17 protein-coding genes are annotated in these 22,195 nt (G+C 68.0%); 13 read left to right on the forward strand and 4 right to left on the reverse strand.

The genetic code is table 11. The features are described 5' to 3' along the window. Window positions 1-2,763: a methionine synthase gene (metH, locus tag AC3WUT_RS23870; protein ID WP_492349565.1), complete on the forward strand. Its 2,763-nt coding sequence runs from the start codon at window positions 1-3 to the stop codon at window positions 2,761-2,763. 134 nt (window positions 2,764-2,897) lie between these two features. Then, a complete protein-coding gene (locus AC3WUT_RS23875; protein ID WP_492349566.1) occupies window positions 2,898-3,761 on the forward strand; it encodes a hypothetical protein in 864 nt (287 codons plus the stop codon). 23 nt (window positions 3,762-3,784) lie between these two features. Here the strand turns inward: AC3WUT_RS23875 and AC3WUT_RS23880 are convergent, their stop codons facing one another. The 4 genes from AC3WUT_RS23880 to AC3WUT_RS23895 form a co-directional block, all read right to left on the reverse strand. After that, on the reverse strand, window positions 3,785-4,909 hold the full coding sequence (locus AC3WUT_RS23880; RefSeq protein WP_492349567.1) for a serine hydrolase domain-containing protein: 1,125 nt from the start codon (window positions 4,907-4,909) through the stop codon (window positions 3,785-3,787). Between the two features lie 86 nt (window positions 4,910-4,995). After that, window positions 4,996-6,195 carry an amidohydrolase family protein gene (locus AC3WUT_RS23885; protein ID WP_492349568.1) on the reverse strand — a complete coding sequence of 400 codons (1,200 nt, stop codon included), beginning with the start codon at window positions 6,193-6,195 and terminating at the stop codon, window positions 4,996-4,998. Between the two features lie 76 nt (window positions 6,196-6,271). Further along, window positions 6,272-6,982 carry a TetR/AcrR family transcriptional regulator gene (locus AC3WUT_RS23890; RefSeq protein ID WP_492349569.1) on the reverse strand — a complete coding sequence of 237 codons (711 nt, stop codon included), beginning with the start codon at window positions 6,980-6,982 and terminating at the stop codon, window positions 6,272-6,274. Between the two features lie 56 nt (window positions 6,983-7,038). After that, a complete protein-coding gene (locus tag AC3WUT_RS23895; RefSeq protein ID WP_492349570.1) occupies window positions 7,039-7,812 on the reverse strand; it encodes a ferredoxin--NADP reductase in 774 nt (257 codons plus the stop codon). Between the two features lie 406 nt (window positions 7,813-8,218). Between AC3WUT_RS23895 and AC3WUT_RS23900 the strand changes: the two genes are divergently transcribed. The 11 genes from AC3WUT_RS23900 to AC3WUT_RS23950 all read left to right on the forward strand — a co-directional run bounded on the left by AC3WUT_RS23900 (window position 8,219) and on the right by AC3WUT_RS23950 (window position 22,133). After that, the gene (locus AC3WUT_RS23900) at window positions 8,219-9,862 is read left to right on the forward strand and encodes a 6-hydroxynicotinate reductase (RefSeq protein ID WP_492349571.1); all 1,644 of its coding nucleotides are present in this window, start codon (window positions 8,219-8,221) and stop codon (window positions 9,860-9,862) included. A gap of 10 nt (window positions 9,863-9,872) precedes the next feature. Beyond that, window positions 9,873-10,793, forward strand: coding sequence for a UPF0280 family protein (locus tag AC3WUT_RS23905; RefSeq protein WP_492349572.1), 921 nt, complete (start codon window positions 9,873-9,875; stop codon window positions 10,791-10,793). 21 nt (window positions 10,794-10,814) lie between these two features. Further along, a complete protein-coding gene (locus AC3WUT_RS23910; RefSeq protein WP_492349573.1) occupies window positions 10,815-11,456 on the forward strand; it encodes an amino acid synthesis family protein in 642 nt (213 codons plus the stop codon). Between the two features lie 49 nt (window positions 11,457-11,505). Further along, window positions 11,506-12,090, forward strand: coding sequence for an amino acid synthesis family protein (locus AC3WUT_RS23915; protein ID WP_492349574.1), 585 nt, complete (start codon window positions 11,506-11,508; stop codon window positions 12,088-12,090). A 73-nt stretch (window positions 12,091-12,163) separates the two neighbouring features. Continuing rightward, window positions 12,164-13,369, forward strand: coding sequence for an ABC transporter substrate-binding protein (locus AC3WUT_RS23920; protein WP_492349575.1), 1,206 nt, complete (start codon window positions 12,164-12,166; stop codon window positions 13,367-13,369). 97 nt (window positions 13,370-13,466) lie between these two features. Continuing rightward, window positions 13,467-15,437, forward strand: a complete 1,971-nt coding sequence (locus AC3WUT_RS23925) for an ABC transporter permease (RefSeq protein ID WP_492349576.1) — start codon at window positions 13,467-13,469, stop codon at window positions 15,435-15,437. Beyond that, window positions 15,434-16,207 carry an ABC transporter ATP-binding protein gene (locus AC3WUT_RS23930; protein WP_492349577.1) on the forward strand — a complete coding sequence of 258 codons (774 nt, stop codon included), beginning with the start codon at window positions 15,434-15,436 and terminating at the stop codon, window positions 16,205-16,207. Before AC3WUT_RS23925 ends, AC3WUT_RS23930 begins: the two co-directional genes overlap by 4 nt. Beyond that, window positions 16,204-16,962 (forward strand): ABC transporter ATP-binding protein, encoded by a 759-nt coding sequence (locus AC3WUT_RS23935; RefSeq protein ID WP_492349578.1) that lies wholly within the window; start codon window positions 16,204-16,206, stop codon window positions 16,960-16,962. The genes AC3WUT_RS23930 and AC3WUT_RS23935 overlap by 4 nt, the downstream gene beginning before the upstream one ends. Window positions 16,963-17,051: 89 nt before the next feature. Beyond that, window positions 17,052-17,789, forward strand: coding sequence for a bifunctional nicotinamidase/pyrazinamidase (pncA, locus tag AC3WUT_RS23940; protein ID WP_492349579.1), 738 nt, complete (start codon window positions 17,052-17,054; stop codon window positions 17,787-17,789). Window positions 17,790-17,913: 124 nt separating this feature from the next. Then, window positions 17,914-18,405, forward strand: a complete 492-nt coding sequence (locus AC3WUT_RS23945) for a (2Fe-2S)-binding protein (protein ID WP_492349580.1) — start codon at window positions 17,914-17,916, stop codon at window positions 18,403-18,405. An 8-nt stretch (window positions 18,406-18,413) separates the two neighbouring features. Then, window positions 18,414-22,133, forward strand: a complete 3,720-nt coding sequence (locus AC3WUT_RS23950) for a molybdopterin cofactor-binding domain-containing protein (protein WP_492349581.1) — start codon at window positions 18,414-18,416, stop codon at window positions 22,131-22,133. Window positions 22,134-22,195 lie beyond the last annotated feature (62 nt).

Consider the following 22,195-nt stretch of genomic DNA (forward strand, 5'->3'; position numbering starts at 1 on the left):
ATGTCTGATCAAGCCCTCGAAAACAACGACGCCGATAACCACGCTGCAAATTCTGTGCCTCCGATGCTGCTGTCCGGCCTGGAGCCCGTGCGCATTGGCGAGGGCAGCCTGTTCGTCAACATCGGCGAGCGCACCAATGTCACCGGCTCCAAGGCCTTCGCCCGCATGATCCTCAACGGGCAGTTCGAAGAAGCCTTGGTGGTGGCCCGCCAGCAGGTTGAGAACGGCGCCCAGGTGATCGACATCAACATGGACGAGGCCATGCTCGACAGCCAGGCCGCCATGGTGCGCTTTCTGAACCTGATCGCCTCCGAGCCCGACATCGCGCGCGTGCCGATCATGATCGACTCGTCCAAGTGGAGCGTGATCGAGGCCGGCCTGCGCTGCATCCAGGGCAAGGGCATCGTCAACTCGATCAGCATGAAAGAAGGCGAGGCGGCCTTCATCCAGCAGGCGAAGCTGCTGCGACGCTACGGCGCTGCCGCCGTGGTGATGGCCTTCGATGAAAAAGGCCAGGCCGACACCTACGAACGCAAGATCGAGATCTGCGAACGCGCCTACCGCCTGCTGGTCGACCAGGTCGACTTCCCTGCCGAAGACATCATCTTCGACCCCAACATCTTTGCGATTGCCACCGGCATCGAAGAGCACAACAACTACGCGGTCGACTTCATCAACGCCACGCGCTGGATCAAGCAGAACCTGCCCGGCGCCAAGGTGTCGGGCGGCGTGTCCAATGTGAGCTTCAGCTTCCGCGGCAACGACCCGGTGCGTGAGGCCATCCACACCGTGTTCCTGTACCACGCCATCCAGGCGGGCATGGACATGGGCATCGTCAATGCCGGCATGGTGGGCGTGTACGACCAGCTTGAACCGGTGCTGCGCGAGCGCGTCGAAGACGTGGTGCTGAACCGCCGCCCCGATGCCGGTGAGCGCCTGGTCGAAATCGCCGAGACCGCCAAGGGTGCGGCCAAGGACGACAGCAAGAAATACGAATGGCGTGTCGGCACGGTCGAGCAGCGCCTGTCGCACGCGCTGGTGCACGGCATCACCGAGTTCATCACCGAAGACACCGAAGAGGCCTACCGTGGCATCCTGGCCAAGGGTGGGCGCCCGTTGCACGTGATCGAAGGTCCGCTCATGGACGGCATGAACGTGGTTGGCGACCTGTTCGGCCAGGGCAAGATGTTCCTGCCCCAGGTGGTCAAGAGCGCCCGCGTGATGAAGTCGGCCGTGGCCCACCTGATCCCCTACATCGAAGAAGAAAAGCGGCAGGACGAAGCCGCCGGCCGCGATGTGCGCAGCAAGGGCAAGATCATCATCGCCACCGTCAAGGGCGATGTGCACGACATCGGCAAGAACATCGTCACCGTGGTGCTGCAATGCAACAACTTCGAGGTGGTCAACATGGGCGTGATGGTGCCCTGCCATGAGATCCTGGCCCGAGCCAAGGTCGAGGGCGCTGACATCGTGGGCCTGTCGGGCCTGATCACCCCCAGCCTCGAAGAAATGCAGTACGTGGCCGCCGAGATGCAGAAGGACGCGCATTTCCGCGTCAAGAAGATCCCGCTGCTGATCGGAGGCGCCACCACCAGCCGGGTGCACACCGCGGTCAAGATCGCGCCGCACTACGAGGGCCCCGTGGTCTATGTGCCCGATGCCTCACGCAGCGTGAGCGTGGCGCAGAGCCTGCTGTCCGACAACGTCCAGGTCTATGTGGATGAGCTCAATGCCGACTACGACAAGGTGCGCGCCCAGCATGCCAGCAAGAAGCAGACCCCGATGTGGCCGCTGGCCAAGATCCGCGCCAACAAGACGCCGCTGGACTGGGTCACCTACACCCCGCCGGTGCCCAAGTTCATCGGCCGCCGCGTGTTCAAGAACTTCGACCTGGCCGAGCTGGCCCGCTACATCGATTGGGGCCCGTTCTTCCAGACCTGGGATCTGGCCGGCCCCTACCCGGCCATCCTGGACGACGAGATCGTGGGCATCGAGGCGCGCAAGGTGTTTGAAGACGGCAAGCGCATGCTGCAGAAGATCATTGACGGCCGCTGGCTCAGTGCCAGTGCAGTGATGGGCATTTACCCGGCCAACAGCGTGAACGACGACGACATCGAGCTCTACACCGACGACACCCGCCAGCAGGTGGCACTCACCTGGTACGGTTTGCGTCAGCAGACCGAAAAGCAGGCCATTGACGGGGTGATGCGCCCCAGCCGCTGCCTGGCCGATTTCGTGGCTCCCAAGGCCAGCGGGCGTGCCGACTACGTGGGGGTGTTTGCCGTCACCGCCGGCCTGGGGGTTGAAAAGCGTGAGCAGGCCTTCATGGACCAGCACGACGATTACTCCGCCATCATGCTCAAGGCCCTGGCCGACCGCCTGGCCGAGGCCTTTGCCGAGTGCCTGCACCATCGGGTGCGCAGCGACCTGTGGGGCTACGCCGCCCAGGAGGCGCTCAGCAACGAGGACATGATTGACGAGAAGTACCAGGGCATCCGACCCGCGCCCGGCTACCCGGCCTGCCCGGACCACAGCGTCAAGCGCGAGATGTTCGAGCTGCTGCAATGCGCCGAGATCGACATGGGCCTGACCGAAAGCCTGGCCATGACCCCTGCGGCCAGCGTCAGTGGCTTCTACCTGAGCCACCCCGACAGCACCTACTTCAATGTGGGCAAGATCGCCGAAGACCAGTTGCAGGACATGGCCCAGCGCCGCGGCCTGCCCGAGGATGCGCTGCGTCGCCTGCTGGCGCCCCAGCTCTGAGCCGGGCGAAGGGCGGCCATGCCTCTGCGCATGACAGGGGCTTGGCGGGGCGCAGACGCAGTGCAGCACAGACGCGCTACATTGGCAGCCTGTGCGCCATGCCCCTGGTGGGGCCTTGCTGAAGGAGGCTGATCATGACGATGTCTGCCCATCTCCCCCCTCATCCCCCCGGCCTGCCACCCCAGGGCGACGCGGCGACGCCCGCGCTGCTGAGGTCTTTTGCCGGCCTGCTGGGGGTGGTGGCCCTGGCCGTGGCGGCCAGCCTGGTGCTGGTCAAGACACGGCCGGCCGAGTTCAAGACCGCCGTCGCTCCGAGCGCCTCCAGCGTGCCTGCCGCCACCTCGACGGCCCCGGCGCCGGGTCATCCGTCGTCCTTCACGCCGCCCGACTTGCACCCCACGCCCCCCCGCATGCCGGCCTTGGCGGGGGCCCGCCCGGGCGGCCCGCCTCCGCTTTCCTTTGCCTTGCCGCGGCAGGGGCCATCGCGCCACGCATCCCTGCCGCCATCGCCGGGCACCGCCTCGCTCAAGGGGGTGTATGGCACCCAGAATGCCTGCGCCCAGTGCGGTTGGGTCGAGTCGGTGCAGTCCTTGTCGGTGGGCTCGGGCGGCTTGCCACCCGGGGCTGCCGTGGCGGCAGGCGCGGCCCTGGGGGCGCAGGCGGGGGCCAACCGGGGCGGCACATCAGGTGCGTATGGCGGCAGCGCTGCAGCGGCGGCCGCAGGTGCCGTTCTGGGGGCCAACGTGGGTGCGCGCACCGGGCCGCGTCAGCAAGCGGCCTACGAGGTCAACATCCGCATGGAAGACGGCAGCCAGCGCGTGTTTGAACTGCCTGAGCCCCTGCCCCTGGGGGCCGCCGTGGTGGTGGAGGGCGGGGTACCGCGTCTGGCGCCCGACCGGGGCGCTGCCGCCAGCGCTGGCACAGGTGTGGGCACGGGCGCTGGCACCGGCACCGGCACCGGCACCGGCACCGGCAAGGCTTACGGCACCTCCCGCTGAACGCCAGGCCCGGCCGGTCGGGTTCAGAGCGCCGCGTACACCAGGGCCGGGTACAGCTCGATCCAGTGGTTGAGCAGGCCGGGCGCCTGGGTCAGCAGCAACGCGAACAGTTCTTCGGCCGGGTCGACAAAGAAGACCGTGCCCCCCAGGCCGCTCCAGCCGTATTGGCCGGCCGAGCCCGGGCGTGCGGCCAGTCCGGTTTCACGGCGCACCGACACGCCCAGGCCAAAGCCGTGGCCGGGCGGCAGGATGTCGCCCGCCACCGGGATGCTGCCCAGGTGGTCCGCCGTCATGAAGGCCAGGGTGGCTCGGCTGACCAGGCGCACGCCCTCGCGCTCGCCGCCGCCCAGCATCAGCTGCAGAAAACGGGCGTAGTCGCCGGCCGTGGACACCAGACCGCCGCCGCCCGACTCAAACACCGGTGGCCGGCTCACATCGATCAGGTTCACGGCGGTGCCTGTGGCGGGATCTTTGGCCAAAGGCTCGGCCAGTCGGTGCTGTTGCGCTTCGGGCACGGAAAAGCCCGTGTCGTCCATGCCCAGCGGCTCCAGGATCAGGCGCTGCAGCACGGCGCCCAGTGGCTGGCCCTCGATGACCTCCAGCACCGCGCCCAGCACATCGGTGGCACGGCTGTATTCCCAGGCACTGCCCGGGTCGCGCAGCAAGGGCAAGGGGCCCAGGTTCTGGGCCAGTTGTTGGTTGCTGTGTTGGCGCGAGCCGATGCGGGCCACCCGGTAGGCCTGGGCCACCGGGGTTTCGTCCCAGGCGTAGCTCAGGCCTGCGGTGTGGCGCAGCAGGTCATGCAAGGTGGCTTCGCGCCGCACGGGGCGGCCGCCTTCGGGGCTGTACACGCTCTGGCCGGCAAAGCTGCCCAGGTAGCGTGACACGGGGTGGGCCAGTTGCAGCCGGCCCTGCTCCATCAGCATCAGCACCGCCAGCGAGACGATGGGTTTGGTCATCGAATAGATGCGGAACACTGTGTCGCGGGCCATGGGCGGGGCGCCTGTGGCCGGGCCCTGGGCCCCCAGGGCGGCGTGCAGCACCCGCTGGCCCCGGTGCTCGATCAGGGCCACCGCACCGGGCAGCAGCCCCTGGTCGATGGGGGCTTGCAGAGCGGCTTGCAGGTGGAGCAGGGCAGGGGGATGCATCAGGGCCTCGAGATCAGTCGATGGGTCGGTGGAGCCGATTCTAGGAAGGCCCCGCGCCCCGGGCGTCGCCCTGGCGACGCCTGGCCTCAGTGCCCGCCGTGCAGCACCACCGGGATCTCGGTGGCGGGTGGCGTGTTGCGGCTGCGCCCGCAGCGCACCAGGCCGTCGATCATCACCATGCCGATGCCGGGCAGGTCGCCCAGTTGCACGCTTTCCAGCAGGGTGGCGCCGGCGGTGTGCTGGGCCCGGTCCATGAAGACAAAGTCGGCGGCCCGGCCGACCTCGATCAGGCCGCAGTTCAGCTGACGGATGCGCGCCGTGTTGCCGGTGGCAAAGCAGAACACCAGCTCGGCCGGGATGTTGGCAAAGCTGGAGATCAGCGCAATCATGCGCAGCATGCCCAGCGGTTGCACGCCCGAGCCCGCGGGCCCGTCGGTGCCCAGAATCACGCGGTGGGGGCATTTGAGCTCGATGGCGGCGCGGGCCGCTTCGATGGCGATCTTCTCGTTGCCGTTGTGCACCAGTTCGATTGCGCGCGACGATTTCTCGCACAGCTCGCACACATGCTTCCAGGGCAGCGAGGTGTGGCCTCCGTTGATGTGGCCGATCACGTCGGCGTCGGCCTCCAGCACCACGTCCTTGTCGATCAGGCCCGAACCCGGGATCGAGGGGCCGCCCGTGTGGATGGTGCTCTGGATGCCGTGTTTGCGGGCCCAGGCCACCATCTCCTTGGCCTCGTAGCCGGCCTTGACCGAACCCAGGCCCACCTCGCCCAGCAGGGTCACGCCGGCTTCGGCCAACTCCTTGAAGTCGTGCTCGGTCATGCCTTTTTCGATCACCGGGGCCCCGGCAATCACCTTCACCCCACCGGGGCGGAAGTTGTCGAAGGCACGTTGCGCCGTGATGGCCAGGGCCTTCAGGCCCACGATGTCCTTGGGGCGGCCGGGCAGGTGCACCTCGCCGGCCGAGATCATGCTGGTCACGCCGCCGTTCAGGGTCGACTCGATCCAGCCCAGCTGGTTCTGGCGCGGCGTCCAGTCGCCGAACACCGGGTGCACGTGGCTGTCGATCAGGCCGGGGGCCAGGCAGGTGCCGCGCGCGTCGATCACGGTGCGTGCGCCCTCGGTGTCGCAGTCCTTGAAACGCCCCACGGCTGTGATCAGGCCGTCGTGCACCACCACGGTGTCGGCGTCGAGGATGGGGCGGTCCAGATCGCCCGACAGCAAAAGACCGATGTTCTGGATGACGACCTTGCCGGACTTCTCGCCGGCGACTGCTTCTGCCATGGTGTGCTCCTGTGCTTCTGTGGGGTGAAAACGCCAGCCGCCGCCAGGGGCTGCCGGCCGGAAATCGGTCAGCCCGTCAGCCTGGCTGTGCGGGAGGGGATGCGGGCGCCACCGCCCGAAGCACCGTGTCGACCACGAACTCTTCCCAGTGCGCCAGGGCCTCGGGGGCCTCCAGGTCTTCGCCCAGGAAGGCCGACAGCGTGTGCCGGTTGGACATGTAGAAATAGCCGTTGGCGGCGATCAGCAGGTACAGATCGCGGGCCGAGATGTCGGGCCGGAACAGGCCCTGGGCCTGGCCGCTGGCCAGCAGCTGGCGGATGATCTCGATGGCGGGGGAGGAGTACTCGCGGGCCCGCACCGACTTCACGATGTGACGCCCCTTGTGCAGGTTTTCGGTGTTGAGCAAGGTGACGAACTCTGGGTGGCGCCGGTAATAGCCCACCACGAAGCGGATCACCGCCTGCAGCGCCTCCAGGGGCTGATCGGGGCGCAGGTTGAGCTGCTCCTCGGCCTCGTTCATGCGGCGGTAGATTTCTTCGATGACCTCGATGTAGAGGCCTTCCTTGCTGCCGAAGTAGTAGTAGATCATGCGGTCGAAAGACTTCGCCGCCTTGGAGATCTTCTCGACGCTGCCGCCGTCATAGCCGTAGCGGGCGAACACCTTGATGGCCGCCTTGAGGATGTTGTCCCGCGTGGTCTGGGCTGCCTGCTCGCGCACGCCGACCGCACGGCGGCCGGTGGGGCTTTTCTTCGCAGCAGTCCGGGTCTTTCTGGGGGTGGCCGACATGAAAGGGTCCAGAGCAAGGGCCGGGCCAGCCCGGGCGGGCGGGCCTGGTCAGGGGGTCACTGTTCAGCGAAAGCGCGTTCGATCACGAAGTCGCCGGGCTTGGTGGTGTTGCCTTCCTTGAAACCGCGGGCTTCCATCATGTGCTTGAGGTCACGCAGCATCTCGGGGCTGCCGCAGATCATCACGCGGTCTTCGGCCGGGTTCAGCGCGGGCAGGCCGAGGTCGGTGGCCAGCTGGCCGTTCTCGATCACGGTGGTCACGCGGCCCTGGTGCTTGTAGGGCTCGCGGGTCACGGTGGGGTAGTACTTGAGCTGCTTGCTGACCATCTCGCCAAGGAACTCGTGCTTGGGCAGTTCTTCGGTGATGTAGTCGTGGTAGGCCAGTTCGTCGACCTGGCGCACGCCGTGCACCAGCACCACTTCCTCGAACTTCTCATAGGTGTCGGGGTCGCGGATCAGGCTCAGGAAGGGGGCCAGGCCCGTGCCGGTGGACAGCATGTACAGGCGCTTGGCGGGCAGCAGGTAGTCGATCAGCAGGGTGCCGGTGGGCTTCTTGCCGACGATGATGCTGTCGCCCACCTGGATGTGCTGCAGGCGCGAGGTCAGCGGGCCGTCCTGCACCTTGATGCTCAGAAACTCAAGATGCTCTTCGTAGTTCGGGCTGACGATGCTGTAGGCGCGCAGCAGCGGCTTGTTGTTCACGCGCAGGCCGATCATCGTGAAATGGCCATTGGAGAAACGCAGGCCGGGGTCGCGCGTGGTGGTGAAGGAGAAAAGGCGATCGGTCCAGTGGTGAACCGTCAGCACGCGTTCTTCGTGAAAAGCACTCATGGTTTCAGATGGCAATGGTGGATAAACAGGGGCTGCCGAGGTGCTGATGGGGCCGATTTCGGGCCTTTGGCACACCTCGAACAGGGAACTCGCAACCCTCCATTGTTCCGCAAGTCGGGAAAGCCCTGGTTTTCGGGGCTTCACCAGTCCGTCGGGGACGGCACCGAAGCGGGGCGTGGCGGAGGTTCTGCATCAAAACGGGGCTCCTGGTCGGGTCACTTTGGCACCCTTGCGGGGCACGCGAAAATACGGTTGCGGCAAGGGTTTCGATACGTTACATTGTGCCGGAAATGTAGTGAACACCACATTTTTGTTTGGTGAATGCTACACAAATGGGATGGCCTTCACAAGCTGTCTTTTCGAGCCTTCGATGTGCCCCCATGGGCCTGGAAATTCGGATCCTGCGATGACTGAACACACCAAGACCGACGGCCTGCCCGGCCTCGAATCGCCCGGCCTGCCACCGCTGGCCGAGCGGGCCCGCCCGCGCAACGAACGCATGAACACCGCCAAGGTCGAGTGCAACGCCTGCCCGGTGCTGTGCCAGATTTCCGAAGGCCGCGCCGGTGCCTGCGACCGTTATGCCAACCAGGGCGGCACGCTGGTGCGGCTTGACCCGGTGGTGCTGTTGCGCCGCACGCTGGAGGCCGGAGAAACCCCGCTGGTGCCTTTTGCCGGGCGCAGCACCGACAGCACCCCAAGCCCTGACGCCCCTGATACCCCTGATACCCAGGGCACCGCAGCCACACCCGCCTGGTCAGGTGATCTGCTGCTGGCTGATCAGGTGTTCGTCACCGGTGTGGGTTCGTCCACCACCTACCCCGACTACAAGCCGGCCCCTTTCATTGTGGGCTCGCAGGTGCAGGGGGTGGACATGGTCACCGTGGTCACCGAGGGCATCTTCAGCTACTGCAGCTTCAAGGTGAAGATCGACACCGACCGCTTCCTGGGCGCCGAACAGGCCAATGTGCGCTGCAAGGGCGAGGTGGTGGGGCACGTCACCACGGCCGAGTACGGGTCGCAGATGCTGTCTTTGGGGGGGGTGCACCACCTCACCGGGGGTAGCAAGAAGGAAGGGCGCATCACCGCCGAAATGATGCAAGCCCTGGGCAACAAGCAGGCGGTCGAGTTCACCATCGACGGCGGCTCGCAGATCCTCATCCAGGCCGGGCGTGCGCCCATCGTCAACGGGGTCGAGGAACAACGCATGCGGGTGGGTTGCGGCTCGGCGGCCGTGGGCATCTTCGCGCGCCAGTTGTTTGGCCTGGCCGACGAGGTGGTGGTGGTCGACGACCACATCACCGGTGTGTTGACCGAGCACCAGGCCGGCCGTTGCCTCGACATGCGGCCCTCGGGCATCCAGATGCTGGGCCGCAAGTCCACCCCGGGGCGGTACTTCCAGGTGGCCAACCCGGGCACTGGCTGGGGTGGCACCGACATTGCCGACCCGCTGGCCATCATCGAAGGCTGGAACGCCGAGGTGGCCTGGCCCGGCCTGCGCCTGCTGATGACCAGCACCACCGGTGAGCACGCCAGCTGGTACGTGCTCGACGAGCAACTGCGCCCGGTCGAGGCCGAGATGCCCACCGACGTGCGCCGCATCGTCGATCGCATTGGCGAGAACTGCGAGCCCTCGCTGGCCTCGGTGTTGTTCCTGGCCGGGGCCGGGGGCAGCTTGCGCGCCGGCGTCACCGAGAACCCGGTGTTGCTCACCCGCTCCATCAAGCAGGCCCTGGTGAATGTCACCTGCGGCGGCGCGCCGGCCTATGTGTGGCCCGGCGGCGGCATCACCGTGATGGCCGATGTGTTGCGCATGCCCGACAACAGCTTCGGCACCGTGCCCACGCCGGCCATCGTCGCGCCCATCGAATTCAGCATGCGGCGCAGCGACTATGCCGCGCTGGGTGGCCATGTGGATCAGATCCGCTCACTGGCCGAGGTGCTGTCGCGTGGCGCCTGGCACAACGAGGGCGCCCCCCAGGCCCTGCAGTGGCAGCGCCAGTCCGATGCCAACCCCTGGCCCCTGGGCCGTCCGCCCCTGCTGGGCTGAGGCGCGCCCCATGCAAGCCACCCGACAGGCCCTCGAAGGCGAACGCTGGCACTTCCAGCATGGCCCCATCGACCTGGTGATCGCGGCCGAGGGCCAGGCCCCGGCCGTGGCGCAGGCGCATGAGCAGGCCTGGCAACGCTTTCAGGGCCTGCTGGCCGAGTTGGTGGCCGAGCTGCCTGCGCTGCGTGCGCCCGTGGCGGCGAACTGCCCGCTCCAAGGCCCGGTGGCCCGCTTGATGTGGCAGGCCTGCTTCCCCTATCGCCAGCCCTTCATCACCTCCATGGCCGCCGTGGCCGGTGCCGTGGCGCAGACCGTGCTCGAAGCCTACCGTCGCCCCGGCGTGCGCCGCGCCTGGGTCAACAACGGCGGCGACATCGCCCTGCACCTGACACCGGGCCAGTCGGTCCGTGTGGGCTTGTACGCCGACCTGGCCCGGCTTGATGGCGCCCAGTTGCGGCACGGCCTGAGCCTGGACGGTCAGCTCGAAATCCAGCCCCACTGGCCGGTGCGGGGCGTGGCCACCAGTGGCTGGCGCGGGCGCAGCTTTTCGCTGGGCATCGCCGACAGCGTCACGGTGCTGGCCGCCACGGCTGCCCAGGCCGATGCCGCCGCCACCGTGATCGCCAACGCGGTGCAGGCCGAACACCCCGCGATCGAACGCGCCCCGGCGCACACGCTGCGTGACGACACCGATCTGGGGGCGCGCCTGGTCACCGTGCAGGTGGGCTCGCTGCCCGCAGGGGTGGTGGCCGACGCTTTGCACCAGGGCTTGAAAAAAGCGGAAGAATTGAGGGACGCCGGGCTGGTATGGTTCGCCTTGCTCTGCTGCCAGGGGCAGAGCCGGGCCACCGGCGGACCTGAAACCGGAGATGGCCCGGCAAAGCCCTTGTCCCTGGCCGGTTCGGCCAAAGTTGGTTCAGTATTTGCTTAACGAAATGCACAGGCTCACAGCATGATCGACATCCGACGCGTTTTCACCCATGTTGAAGAAATACGGCACGAATTCGGGCCCCCGGCGGCCGTGCCGCTCCAGCGTGGTGCCATCGGCGCCGTGTTGACCAACCCCTTTGCCGGCCGCTACGTGGAAGACATCCTGCCCATGATGGAGGCACTGCAGTCCGTCGGCCTGGACATGGCGCAGCGGCTGCGCGCTGCCATGGACGTGCCGGTCGAGCGCATCGAGGGCTACGGCAAAGGCGCCATCGTGGGGGCGGCGGGTGAGCTGGAGCATGGCGCACTGTGGCATGTGCCCGGTGGCTATGCCATGCGCGAACTGCTGGGCTGGAAGGGCGACCGCGACGCCTACAAAAAAGGCCAGGCCGAGGTCAAGACCGGGCAGCCTGCCAATGCGCTGGCCATCGTGCCGTCCACCAAGAAGGTGGGGGGCCCGGGGGCGGCACTTGACGTGCCGCTCACGCACATCAACGCCAGTTATGTGCGCAGTCATTTCGATGCCATCGAGGTGCGCGTGCCCGGGGCACCGCGCGCCGACGAGATCGTCTTCATCCTGGCCATGAGCACCGGCCCGCGCGTGCATGCCCGCGTCGGCGGCCTGAAGGCCGCCGACATCAGCCTGTGGGATGGCCTGCGCTGAGCGCTGCCGCCCACCTGTCCAGAACACCGAGCCCGAGGAACCCCCCCCCATGTCTGCCAAGATCCGAAAAATCATCGTGCAAGTCGACGAAGTCCGCCGTGAAATGGGCCAGGACGTGCAGCCCCCTGTGCGCAAAGCCCTGGCCATGGCCGTGATCGAAAACCCCTTTGCCGGCCGCTACGCCGAGAACCTGGACGAGCTGATTGCCATCGGCGAAGAGCTGGGTGGCCTGCTCGGTGAGCGCTGCGTCAAGGCGCTGGGCATCACCCCGGCCCAGGCCCAGAGCTACGGCAAGGCCGCCATCGTGGGCGAGGCTGGCGAGCTGGAGCACGCCGCCGCCATCCTGCACCCCAAGCTGGGCGCTCCTTTGCGCGTGGCCGTTGAAAAAGGCGCCGCCCTGGTGCCCTCGGCCAAGAAGCTGGGCGGCCTGGGCACCGCCATCGACGTGCCGCTGGGCCACAAGGATGCCGCCTATGTGCGCAGTCATTTCGACGCCATGGAAGCCCGCGTCGCCGATGCCCCGCGGGCCAACGAGATCGTGGTGGCCGTGGTGGTCACCGACAGTGGTCGCCCGCTGGCCCGCATCGGCGGCCTGCAGGCCCATGAGATCAAGGGCCAGGACGGCTTGCGCTGACCCAGACCCATTCTTCACCCTGCCTGTTCTGCTTTTCCGCTCATCTCACCCCCACACCCAGGAGAGCCCCACCATGAAGCTGACCCCCCACCTCATCCGCACCACCGCCCTGGTCACCCTGACCGGCGTGCTGGGCACAGTTCACGCGGCCGATGTCATCAAAATCGGTGAAATCAACAGCTACAAGGCGCAGCCCGCCTTCCTTGAGCCCTACAAGAAAGGCATGGAGCTGGCGATTGCCGAGATCAATGCCGGCGGCGGCCTGTTGGGCAAGAAGGTCGAGCTGATCAGCCGCGACGACAACGCCAGCCCGGGCGACGCGGTGCGCGCCGCCGAAGAGCTGCTCTCACGTGAGAAGGTGGACGTGCTGACCGGGTCGTTCCTGTCGCACATCGGCCTGGCACTGACCGATTTCGCCAAGCAGAAGAAGGTGTTCTTCCTGGCCGGCGAGCCGCTGACCGACAAGATCGTCTGGCAGAACGGCAACCGCTACACCTACCGCCTGCGCCCCTCCACCTACATGCAGGTGGCCATGATGGTGCCCGAGGCCGCTGCCCTCAAGAAAAAGCGCTGGGCCCTGGTGTTCCCCAACTACGAATACGGCCAGTCGGCCGCCGCCACCTTCAAGCAGTTGCTCAAGGCGGCGCAGCCCGATGTCGAGTTTGTTGCCGAGCAGGCGCCCCCGCTGGGCAAGGTCGATGCCGGTTCGGTGGTGCAGGCCCTGGCCGATGCCAAGCCCGATGCGGTGTTCAACGTGCTGTTCGGCGCCGATCTCTCGAAGTTCGTGCGCGAGGGCAACACCCGTGGCCTGTTCGAAGGCCGCTCGGTGGTCAGTCTGCTGACGGGCGAGCCCGAGTACCTCGACCCGCTCAAGGACGAAGCCCCCAACGGCTGGATCGTCACCGGCTACCCCTGGTATGGCCTGCAGACGCCTGAGCACAAGGCTTTCCTGAGCGCCTACCAGGCCAAGTTCAACGACTACCCGCGCCTGGGCTCCATCGTGGGTTACAGCGCCATCAAGTCGCTGGCCGAGGGCATCAAGAAGGCGGGCAGCACCGACACCGAGAAACTGGTGGTCTCCTTCAAGGGCCTGCAAGTGCCCACTCCGTTCGGTCGCATCACCTACCGCACCGAAGACAACCAGTCCACGATGGGCGGCTTCATCGGTCGCACCAAGAACGAAGGTGGCAAGGGCGTGATGGTGGACTACCGTTACCTCGATGGCGCCAAGTTCCAGCCCAGCGCTGACGAAGTCAAGAAAATGCGTCCGGCCGACTGAGTTCGGTTGAAGGTCGGGTGATCAATGCGGCGCCGCTGGCGCCGCCGTCCCCTGGCGGGCAGAGCCGCCGGGTGTGACACGTCCTGAGGGGTTTGGCATGGGCTTTTCGAGTTTCGTGGTGCAGCTGCTCAACGGCTTGGCGGGGGCGTCCTCGCTGTTCCTGGTGGCTGCGGGTTTGTCGCTGATCTTCGGCGTCACGCGCATCGTCAATTTTGCGCATGGCTCGTTTTTCATGCTGGGCATCTACCTGGCCTACAGCCTGGTGGGCGCGCTGGGCAACAGCCTGGGCTTCTGGCCCGCCCTGCTGCTGGCCGCGTTGGGGGCCGGCCTGATCGGCGCGGCCGTCGAGATGCTGCTGCTGCGTCGCATCTACAAGGCCCCCGAGCTGTTTCAGCTGCTGGCCACCTTTGCCCTGGTGCTGGTCATCAAGGACGCCGCGCTGTGGATCTGGGGCCCGGAGGAACTGCTGGGCCCAAGGGCGCCAGGCCTCGCCGGCTCGGTCAGCATCCTGGGTCGCCACTTCCCGGCCTATGACCTGTTCCTGATCGTGGTCGGCCCGGTGGTGCTGGGCGCGCTCACGCTGCTGCTCACCCGCACCCGTTGGGGCACCCTGGTGCGCGCTGCCACGCAAGACCGCGAGATGGTCAGCGCCCTGGGCGTCAACCAGGCCTGGCTGTTCACTGCGGTGTTCGCCCTGGGGGCCCTGCTGGCCGGCTTGGGGGGCGCCCTGCAATTGCCGCGTGAACCGGCCACCCTGGAGATGGACCTCAACACCATCGGTGCCGCTTTCGTGGTGGTGGTGGTGGGCGGCATGGGCTCGATCCCGGGCGCCTACGCCGCCGCCTTGCTGATTGCCGAGATCAAGGCCGTGTGCATCTGGCTGGGCGTGGTCGAGCTGTTCGGTTACAGCGTGTCGTTTTCCAAGCTCACCCTGGTGGTCGAGTTCCTGGTGATGGCTGTGGTGCTGGTGGTGCGCCCCTGGGGCCTGATGGGCAAGCCCCAGGCCAACAGCCGCAACGTGGGCCTGCCCGAGGCGCCCTTGCGTCACCCCGGCAGCTGGTTCAAGCTGGGTGGGGCCTTGCTGATGCTGGCGCTGGTGGCACTCCCCTGGCTCGCCGCCGATTCGCCCTACCTGTCGGTGCTGGCCATCGACCTGATGATCGCGGCCCTGTTCGCGGCCAGCCTGCACTTCATCATGGGGCCGGCCGGCATGCACTCGTTCGGCCACGCCGCCTACTTTGGCATCGGGGCCTATGCCGCCGCCCTGCTGGTGCGCAGCGCCGGCCTGCCCATGGAGCTGACCCTGCTGCTGGCGCCCCTGGTGGCCGCGGCCGGGGCCTTTCTGTATGGCTGGTTCTGCGTGCGACTGTCGGGCGTCTACCTGGCCATGCTGACCCTGGCCTTTGCCCAGATCACCTGGGCCATCTGCTACCAATGGGATGGCTTCACCGGCGGCAGCAACGGCTTGACCGGGGTGTGGCCGGCCGAGTGGCTGTCCGACAAGACCCACTACTACTACCTGACGCTGGCCCTGGTCACTGCCGGCGTGCTGCTGTTGCGCCGCGTGCTGTTCTCGCCCTTCGGCTATGCCTTGCGAGCCGGGCGCGACTCGGCTTTGCGGGCCGACGCCATCGGCATCGACGTGAAGCGCATGCAGTGGGTGGCCTTCATCATTGCCGGGGGCTTTGCCGGCCTGGGCGGGGCGCTGTTCGCCTTCTCCAAGGGCAGCATCTCGCCCGAAAGCCTGGCTGTGGGCAAATCGGTCGATGGCCTGGTGATGGTCTTGTTGGGCGGCCTGCAGACCCTGTCGGGCCCGGTGGTGGGGGCCGTCACCTTCACCTGGCTGCACGACACCGTGGCCCGCAACACCGACTACTGGCGCGCCATGCTGGGCGGCATCATCTTGCTGCTGGTGCTGCTGTTCCCGCAGGGCATTGCGGGCTCGATCAAGCATGCGGTGGAGCATTGGCGCGAGGGGCGCAAGCCCCGCGAACCGCTCAACCAGAGGGGCGGCGCCAAGGCCTCTGTCTCGGTGAGCCCTGTTTCTGCATCCAAGGAGGCCGCATGAGCCTGCTCAAAGTGTCCGGCCTGGGCAAGGCCTTTGGCGGCGTCAAGGCCGTCGACGGTATTCATTTCGAACTGGCGGCGGGTGAACTGCTGGCCCTGATTGGCCCCAACGGCGCTGGCAAGTCCACCACCTTCAACATGGTCAACGGCCAACTGCCGGCCGACAGTGGTTCCATCGTGCTCGATGGCCATGAGCTGGTGGGCCGCAAGCCGCGCGACATCTGGCGCCTGGGTGTGGGGCGCACCTTCCAGATCGCCGAGACCTTTGCCTCTCTCACGGTGGTCGAGAACGTGCAGATGGCGCTGATCTCGGTGGATGACCGCTTGTTTTCGTTCTGGCGCAAGGCCTCGGATCACAAGCGCGACGAGGCCCTGGCCCTGCTCGATCAGGTGGGCATGAAGCCCCAGGCCGACCGCCCCTGCAGCGAGTTGGCCTATGGCGACGTCAAACGCGTCGAACTGGCGATTGCCATGGCCAACTCGCCCAAGCTGTTGCTGATGGACGAACCCACCGCCGGCATGGCGCCCAAGGAGCGCAACGATCTGATGGCCCTGACCAAGCAGCTGGTGATCGACCGCAGCATGGCCGTGCTGTTCACCGAGCACAGCATGGACGTGGTGTTCGCCTACGCCGACCGCATGATCGTGCTGGCCCGCGGCCGCCTGATCGCCGAGGGCAAGCCCCTTGAACTGCGCGACCACCCCAAGGTGCAGGAGGTGTATTTCGGCTCCGGCAAGACCTTCGAAAAGAAAGAGACGGCCCTGGCATGAGCAACCCCAGCACCGCTTCCCAAGCCTTGGCCCCGGCACTGTTGCAGGCCCGTGGCCTGGCCGCCTGGTACGGCGCAGCGCAAATCCTCTACGACATCGACCTCGACGTGAAGCGCGGCGAGGTGGTGGCCCTGATGGGCCGCAACGGCGCTGGCAAGTCGACCACCCTCAAGGCCTTGATGGGCATGCTGGCCAAGCGCCGCGGCCACATCGAGTTCCTGGGCCAGGACATCTCACGCAGCGAGCCCCATGTGGCGGCCCGCCTGGGCCTGGGCTTTGTGCCTGAGGACCGGCGCGTTTTCACCGACCTCAGCGTGACTGAGAACCTCGAGGTGGGACGCCAGCCGCCGCGCCGTTGGCCCGATGGCAGTGCCGCCCCCGAATGGACGCCCGATCGCCTGTACACCTTGTTCCCCAACCTGGGCGAGATGCGCCAGCGTGCCGGTGGCCGCATGAGCGGTGGCGAGCAGCAAATGCTGACGGTGGCGCGCACCCTGATGGGCAACCCCTACCTGGTGCTGCTTGACGAGCCCAGCGAAGGCGTGGCCCCGGTCATCGTCGAGCAGATGGCGCACATGATCCTTGAGCTCAAGGCCCAGGGTGTGAGCATCCTGCTGTCCGAGCAGAACATGCACTTTGCCGAGCTGGTCTCCGACCGCGCCTATGTGCTTGAAAAAGGCCAGATCCGTTACCAGGCTTCGATGGCCGAACTGGCCGCCAACGAAGAGGTGCGCCGGGCCTACCTGAGTGTGTGAAAGCCCGCGGGGCGGCACGGCTCATGCTTGCCGTGGTGCGTCCCCCATCTGTTGTTGTGTCAGTCATCCAAACCCCCAGGAGTGATGCCATGTCTTTGCCGCTTTCGATGTCCCAACGCCGCCAGTTTCTCCAGTCTGCCGCCCTGCTCGGGTTGGCGGGCGCCGGCCTGTCGCAACGCGCTTTCGCGGCCGCCATCAAGCCCGGTGCCGACAGCGCGCTGATCGTGGTCGACGTGCAGAACTGCTTTGTGCCCGGTGGCACCTTGCCCGTCGCCAAGGGCGACGAGGTGGTGCCGGTGATCAACCGCATCGCCCCCGCCTTTGAGAACGTGGTGGTCACGCAAGATTGGCACACCCAGGCCCATGCCTCGTTTGCCAGCAGCTATCCCGGCAAGAAGCCTTTTGAAACCACCAAGCTCAGCTACGGCCAGCAGGTGCTGTGGCCCGACCATTGCGTGCAAGGCACCGACGACGCGGCCCTGCACAAGGACCTCAAGGTGCCCCAGGCCCAGATCATTCTGCGCAAGGGCTTTCACCAGCATGTCGACAGCTACTCGGCGTTCGAAGAGGCCGACCGCAAGACGGCCACCGGCCTGGCCGGCTACCTCAAGGCCCGCGGCATCAAGACCGTCTTCGTGACCGGTCTGGCCACCGACTTCTGCGTGGCCTGGACGGCACTCGATGCCCGGCGCCTGGGCTTCAACACCTATGTGATCGAAGACGCCTGCCGCGGCATCGACCTCAACGGCTCGCTCGACGCCGCCTGGAAGCAGATGGCGGCCAAGGGCGTCAAGCGCATCCAGTCCAGCGACCTGGCCTTGGCCTGACCTGCTGAAAACCCCCTGTGCGGACCGGGCGCGCCCGGCCACACTGGGCAGCCACGCGTTTCAAGTTCAGTGAACACTGAATGAACCGGCTGCTATCACCTCTGCCCCGCTTGCCAGATCTGCCATGCCCACCCCCGCTCTTGAGGTCAACGGCCAGGCCGTGACCCTGCCCGACTCGGCCCAGGCCACCCTGCTGCACGTGCTGCGCAACGACCTCGGCCTGAATGGCCCCAAGTACGGCTGTGGCCTGGGCCAGTGTGGCGCCTGCACCGTGTGGGTGGACGGCGTGCCGGCACGGGCCTGCGTGATCCCGGCCCAGGGCGTGGCCGGGCGCCGCATCACCACGCTGGAGGGGCTGGCCCCTGGTTCGGACGCGGCGGGTCTGCACCCGGTGCAACAGGCCTTCATTGACGAACAGGCGGCCCAGTGCGGCTACTGCCTCAACGGCATGGTCATGATGGCGGCGGCCCTGCTGGCGCGTGAGCCCGACCCCGACGAGGCCGCCATCCGGCGTGAACTCTCGCGCAACCTGTGCCGCTGCGGCACCCATGTCGAGATCGTGCGCGCGGTGCAGCGCGCTGCGGTGCTGCTGCGTGGCGCTGGGGTGGATGAATGACACTGCCCATGACCCCGCCCCGGCCCTTGACCCGGCGCGCCGAGATCCCCCAGCACCGCGCCGATTACTTTGCCGCCCAGGGCGTGTTGCTGGTCTGGCGCGATCCGCCGCCGCCCCGCACCCCCACGCCAGGCCAACCTCTGTCCGTGCCCAGCAACCCCGCCGAAGGCCCCGAGTTGCTGCTGGCCGTGTGGGACGATGGCTCGGTCACCGCGCTCAATGGCCACGTTGACCTGGGCACCGGCATCGGCACCGCCCTGGCGCAGATCGTGGCCGAAGAACTCGACCTGCCCATGGCCGCCGTGCACATGGTGCTGGGCGACACCACGCGGGCGCCCAACCAGGGCGCCACCATCGCCAGTGCCACCTTGCAGATTCATGCCCAGCCACTGCGCCAGGCCGCCGCCCAGGCCCGCCATTGGCTGCTGGCCGAGGCCGCGGCCCAAGCGGGTTGCCCGCCCGAGTCCCTCACCCTGCGCGACGGTCTGTTGCAAGGGCCCGGCCTCACCGAGGCCTGGCCCCTGGGCCGGCTGCTGCAAGGCCGCCAGGCCTCGCTGCGGCTGGACCCGGCCACCCCCACCAAGCCGGCCGCCGACTACCGCCTGGTTGGCCAATCCGTGCCCCGGGTGGACATCCCCGCCAAGGTGCGGGGCGAGGGTGATTTCGTGCATGACTTCCGTCTGCCCGGCATGCTGCATGGGCGGGTGCTGCGCCCGCCCTATGCGGGCGCCGACCACGGTGATTTCATCGGCAACACCCTGGAGTCGGTGGACGAGGCCTCGGTAGCCCACATCCCGGGCCTGCGGGCAGTGGTGGTGATCCGCGATTTCGTGGGCGTGGTGGCCGAGCGCGAGGAGCACGCCGAGCAGGCCCTGCGCGAGCTGCGCGTGCGCTGGAAGCCCTTTCCCGGCCTGCCTGATCTGGGCCACCCCGAGGCGGTGCAGCAGGCGCTGCGCAACAACCCGGCCACCCAGCGCCGCCTGGTCGATGAAGGCGATGTGGAGGCCGCCCTGGCACAGGCGGCCCAGCCCATGCCGCGCACCTATGTCTGGCCCTACCAGCTGCATGCCTCGCTGGGGCCTTCGTGTGCGGTGGCCCATTGGCAGCCGGCGGGGCACAGCCCGCGCCTGGCCGTGTGGGCCGGCACCCAGAACCCGCATGTGCTGCGTGCCGACCTGGCCCGGCTGATGGAACTGCCCGATGTCGACATCGACCTGGTTCGCCTGGAGGCCTCGGGCTGCTATGGCCGCAACGGCGCCGACGACGTGGCCGCCGATGCGGCCCTGCTGTCGCGGGCCGTGGGGGCCCCGGTGCGCGTGCAGCTCACCCGCGAGCAGGAGCATCTCTGGGAGCCCAAGGGCACGGCCCAACTCATGCAGGTGCGCGGCGGCCTGAATGCCGACGGCTCGGTGGCCGCCTACGACTTCGAGACCTCTTACCCCAGCAATGGCGCGCCCACGCTGGCGCTGCTGCTCACCCGCCGCATCGAGCCCACGGCCCAGGCCTACGAGATGGGCGACCGCACGGCCCGCCCGCCCTACGACTACGACAACCTGCGCGTGGCGGTGAACGACATGCCGCCCGTGATCCGTGCCTCATGGCTGCGCGGCGTCTCGGCCCTGCCCAACTCCTTTGCCCACGAAAGCTACATCGACGAACTGGCCGCCGCCGCTGGCATCGACCCGGTGGCCTACCGGCTGCAGCACCTGAGCGACCCGCGTGCCATCGAACTGGTGCAGGCCACGGCGCAGAAGGCCGGCTGGCAGCCCCGCACCGGCCCCCGCCTGCAGGCCGACCCGGCCCAGCCCGATTGGCTGCACGGCCAGGGCTTTGCCTATGCGCGCTATGTGCACAGCCAGTGGCCCGGCTTCGGCGCCGCCTGGGCGGCCTGGGTGGCCGATGTGGACGTGAACCGCCAAACCGGCGAGGTGCATGTGCGCCGGGTGGTGGTGGGGCACGATGCGGGACTCATGGTCAACCCCGCGGGCATCGAACGCCAAGTGCATGGCAACGTGGTGCAGACCACCAGCCGGGCCCTGAAAGAGCAACTGCAGTTCGAGACCCCGCTGCGCACCGAGGGGGCTCCGGCGGCTGCGCCGGTGCTGGCCAGCCGCGACTGGGGCAGTTACCCCATCCTGAGCTTCCGCGAAGTGCCGGTGGTCGAGATCGTCCACATGCCGCGCCCCGGCGAAGCCCCGCTGGGGGCCGGTGAATCGTCGTCGGTGCCCGGCACGGCGGCCATTGCCAACGCCATCTTCGATGCCACCGGCGTGCGCTTTCGGGCGCCGCCCTTCACGTCCGAGGTGGTGCGTGCCGCGCTCAACCCCTTGCCGTCGACCGGGCCTGGGGCGGGCGCTGAAACGCCGCCCCAGGCCTTGCCTCCAGCCTTGCCAGCCCCCGCCGGTCTGCCACCGGACGCCGTGCTGCCACGCCCGCGTCGCCCCTGGGCCCGTGTGGGGGCGCTGCTGGCAGCGGGGGTCGGCCTCGGTCTCAGCGTGCTGGGCTGGCGCCCGGCCATCGCACCGGTGCAGAGCACAGGCGGGGCCTCGGTCTACAACGCGGCCACGTTGGAGCGAGGGCGGCTGCTGGCCGCGGCAGGCGACTGTGCGGTGTGCCACACCGCGCCGGGCGGGGCCGTCAACGCGGGCGGGCGGGCCATGGACACGCCCTTCGGCCGTCTCTACACCAGCAACCTCACGCCCGACCCCGAGACCGGCCTGGGCCGCTGGTCCTTCAGTGCCTTCCAGCGCGCCATGCGCGAGGGCCTGTCGCGCGACGGCCATCACCTGTACCCGGCCTTCCCCTACACCGCCTTCGCCAAGATGAGCGATGACGACCTCACCGCGCTGTACGCCTGGCTGATGTCGCAACCCCCGGTGCGGGCCGAAACCCCGGCGCCCGAGATGCGCTTTCCGTTCAACCAGCGTTGGCTGATGGCGGGCTGGAACGCGCTCTACCATGACCCCAGCCCCTGGCAGCCCGAGCCTGGCCAGAGCCCCGAATGGAACCGCGGCGCCTACCTGGTGCAGGGCCTGGGCCACTGCGGCGCCTGCCACACCCCGCGCAACGCCTTGGGGGCCGAGCAGGGCGGGGCGGCGTTTTTGTCAGGTGCCCTGATCGACGGCTGGGAAGCCCCGGCCCTCACCGGCCTGTCGCGCGCCCCCGTGCCCTGGACAGGCCAGGCCCTGTACGACTACCTGCGCCACGGCCACAGTGCCCAGCATGGCGCTGCCCTGGGCCACATGGCCCCGGTGGTGCGCGAGCTGCAGGCCCTGCCCGACAGCGACATCCGCGCCATGGCCACCTACCTGGCCAGTTTCAACCCTGCCGTGCCCGACGCCCCTGAGCGCGCTGCCCGCCAGGTGGCCACCGCAGCCGCCCAGGCCCCGGCCCCGGGGCGGGTGCAACGCCTGTTCGAAGGTGCCTGCGCCGCCTGCCACCACGACGGCGACGGCCCGCGCCTGCTGGGCGCCAACGTGCCCCTGGCGTTGAGCAGCAAGCTGCACAGCGAACGCCCCGACAACCTGCTGCGCACCCTGCTGCACGGCGTGCGCGAGCCCGCCACCGCCGAGCTGGGCTTCATGCCCGCCTTCGACCAGGCCCTGAGCGACACCCAGATCGTCGAACTGGCGGGTTGGCTGCGCCAGCGCTATGCGCCGGGGCAGCCCGCCTGGGCGGATCTGCCGGGGGCGCTGGCGCGGCTGAGGGCGGCGCCTGGGCATCCGTGATTTCGCTGACGCTGGTTTTTGCGACTTCGGTGAGCCCCAGTCTGTCCAGCTAACGGCACCGA

The organism is Curvibacter sp. EU05-FHT14A10 (genome assembly GCF_058791075.1).

Coding starts and splice junctions, on each gene's coding strand:
- metH (WP_492349565.1), top strand. CDS start 1: ATGTCTGATCAAGCCCTCGAAAACAACGACGCCGATAACCACGCTGCA.
- AC3WUT_RS23875 (WP_492349566.1), top strand. CDS start 2,898: ATGACGATGTCTGCCCATCTCCCCCCTCATCCCCCCGGCCTGCCACCC.
- AC3WUT_RS23880 (WP_492349567.1), bottom strand. CDS start 4,909: ATGCATCCCCCTGCCCTGCTCCACCTGCAAGCCGCTCTGCAAGCCCCC.
- AC3WUT_RS23885 (WP_492349568.1), bottom strand. CDS start 6,195: ATGGCAGAAGCAGTCGCCGGCGAGAAGTCCGGCAAGGTCGTCATCCAG.
- AC3WUT_RS23890 (WP_492349569.1), bottom strand. CDS start 6,982: ATGTCGGCCACCCCCAGAAAGACCCGGACTGCTGCGAAGAAAAGCCCC.
- AC3WUT_RS23895 (WP_492349570.1), bottom strand. CDS start 7,812: ATGAGTGCTTTTCACGAAGAACGCGTGCTGACGGTTCACCACTGGACC.
- AC3WUT_RS23900 (WP_492349571.1), top strand. CDS start 8,219: ATGACTGAACACACCAAGACCGACGGCCTGCCCGGCCTCGAATCGCCC.
- AC3WUT_RS23905 (WP_492349572.1), top strand. CDS start 9,873: ATGCAAGCCACCCGACAGGCCCTCGAAGGCGAACGCTGGCACTTCCAG.
- AC3WUT_RS23910 (WP_492349573.1), top strand. CDS start 10,815: ATGATCGACATCCGACGCGTTTTCACCCATGTTGAAGAAATACGGCAC.
- AC3WUT_RS23915 (WP_492349574.1), top strand. CDS start 11,506: ATGTCTGCCAAGATCCGAAAAATCATCGTGCAAGTCGACGAAGTCCGC.
- AC3WUT_RS23920 (WP_492349575.1), top strand. CDS start 12,164: ATGAAGCTGACCCCCCACCTCATCCGCACCACCGCCCTGGTCACCCTG.
- AC3WUT_RS23925 (WP_492349576.1), top strand. CDS start 13,467: ATGGGCTTTTCGAGTTTCGTGGTGCAGCTGCTCAACGGCTTGGCGGGG.
- AC3WUT_RS23930 (WP_492349577.1), top strand. CDS start 15,434: ATGAGCCTGCTCAAAGTGTCCGGCCTGGGCAAGGCCTTTGGCGGCGTC.
- AC3WUT_RS23935 (WP_492349578.1), top strand. CDS start 16,204: ATGAGCAACCCCAGCACCGCTTCCCAAGCCTTGGCCCCGGCACTGTTG.
- pncA (WP_492349579.1), top strand. CDS start 17,052: ATGTCTTTGCCGCTTTCGATGTCCCAACGCCGCCAGTTTCTCCAGTCT.
- AC3WUT_RS23945 (WP_492349580.1), top strand. CDS start 17,914: ATGCCCACCCCCGCTCTTGAGGTCAACGGCCAGGCCGTGACCCTGCCC.
- AC3WUT_RS23950 (WP_492349581.1), top strand. CDS start 18,414: ATGACCCCGCCCCGGCCCTTGACCCGGCGCGCCGAGATCCCCCAGCAC.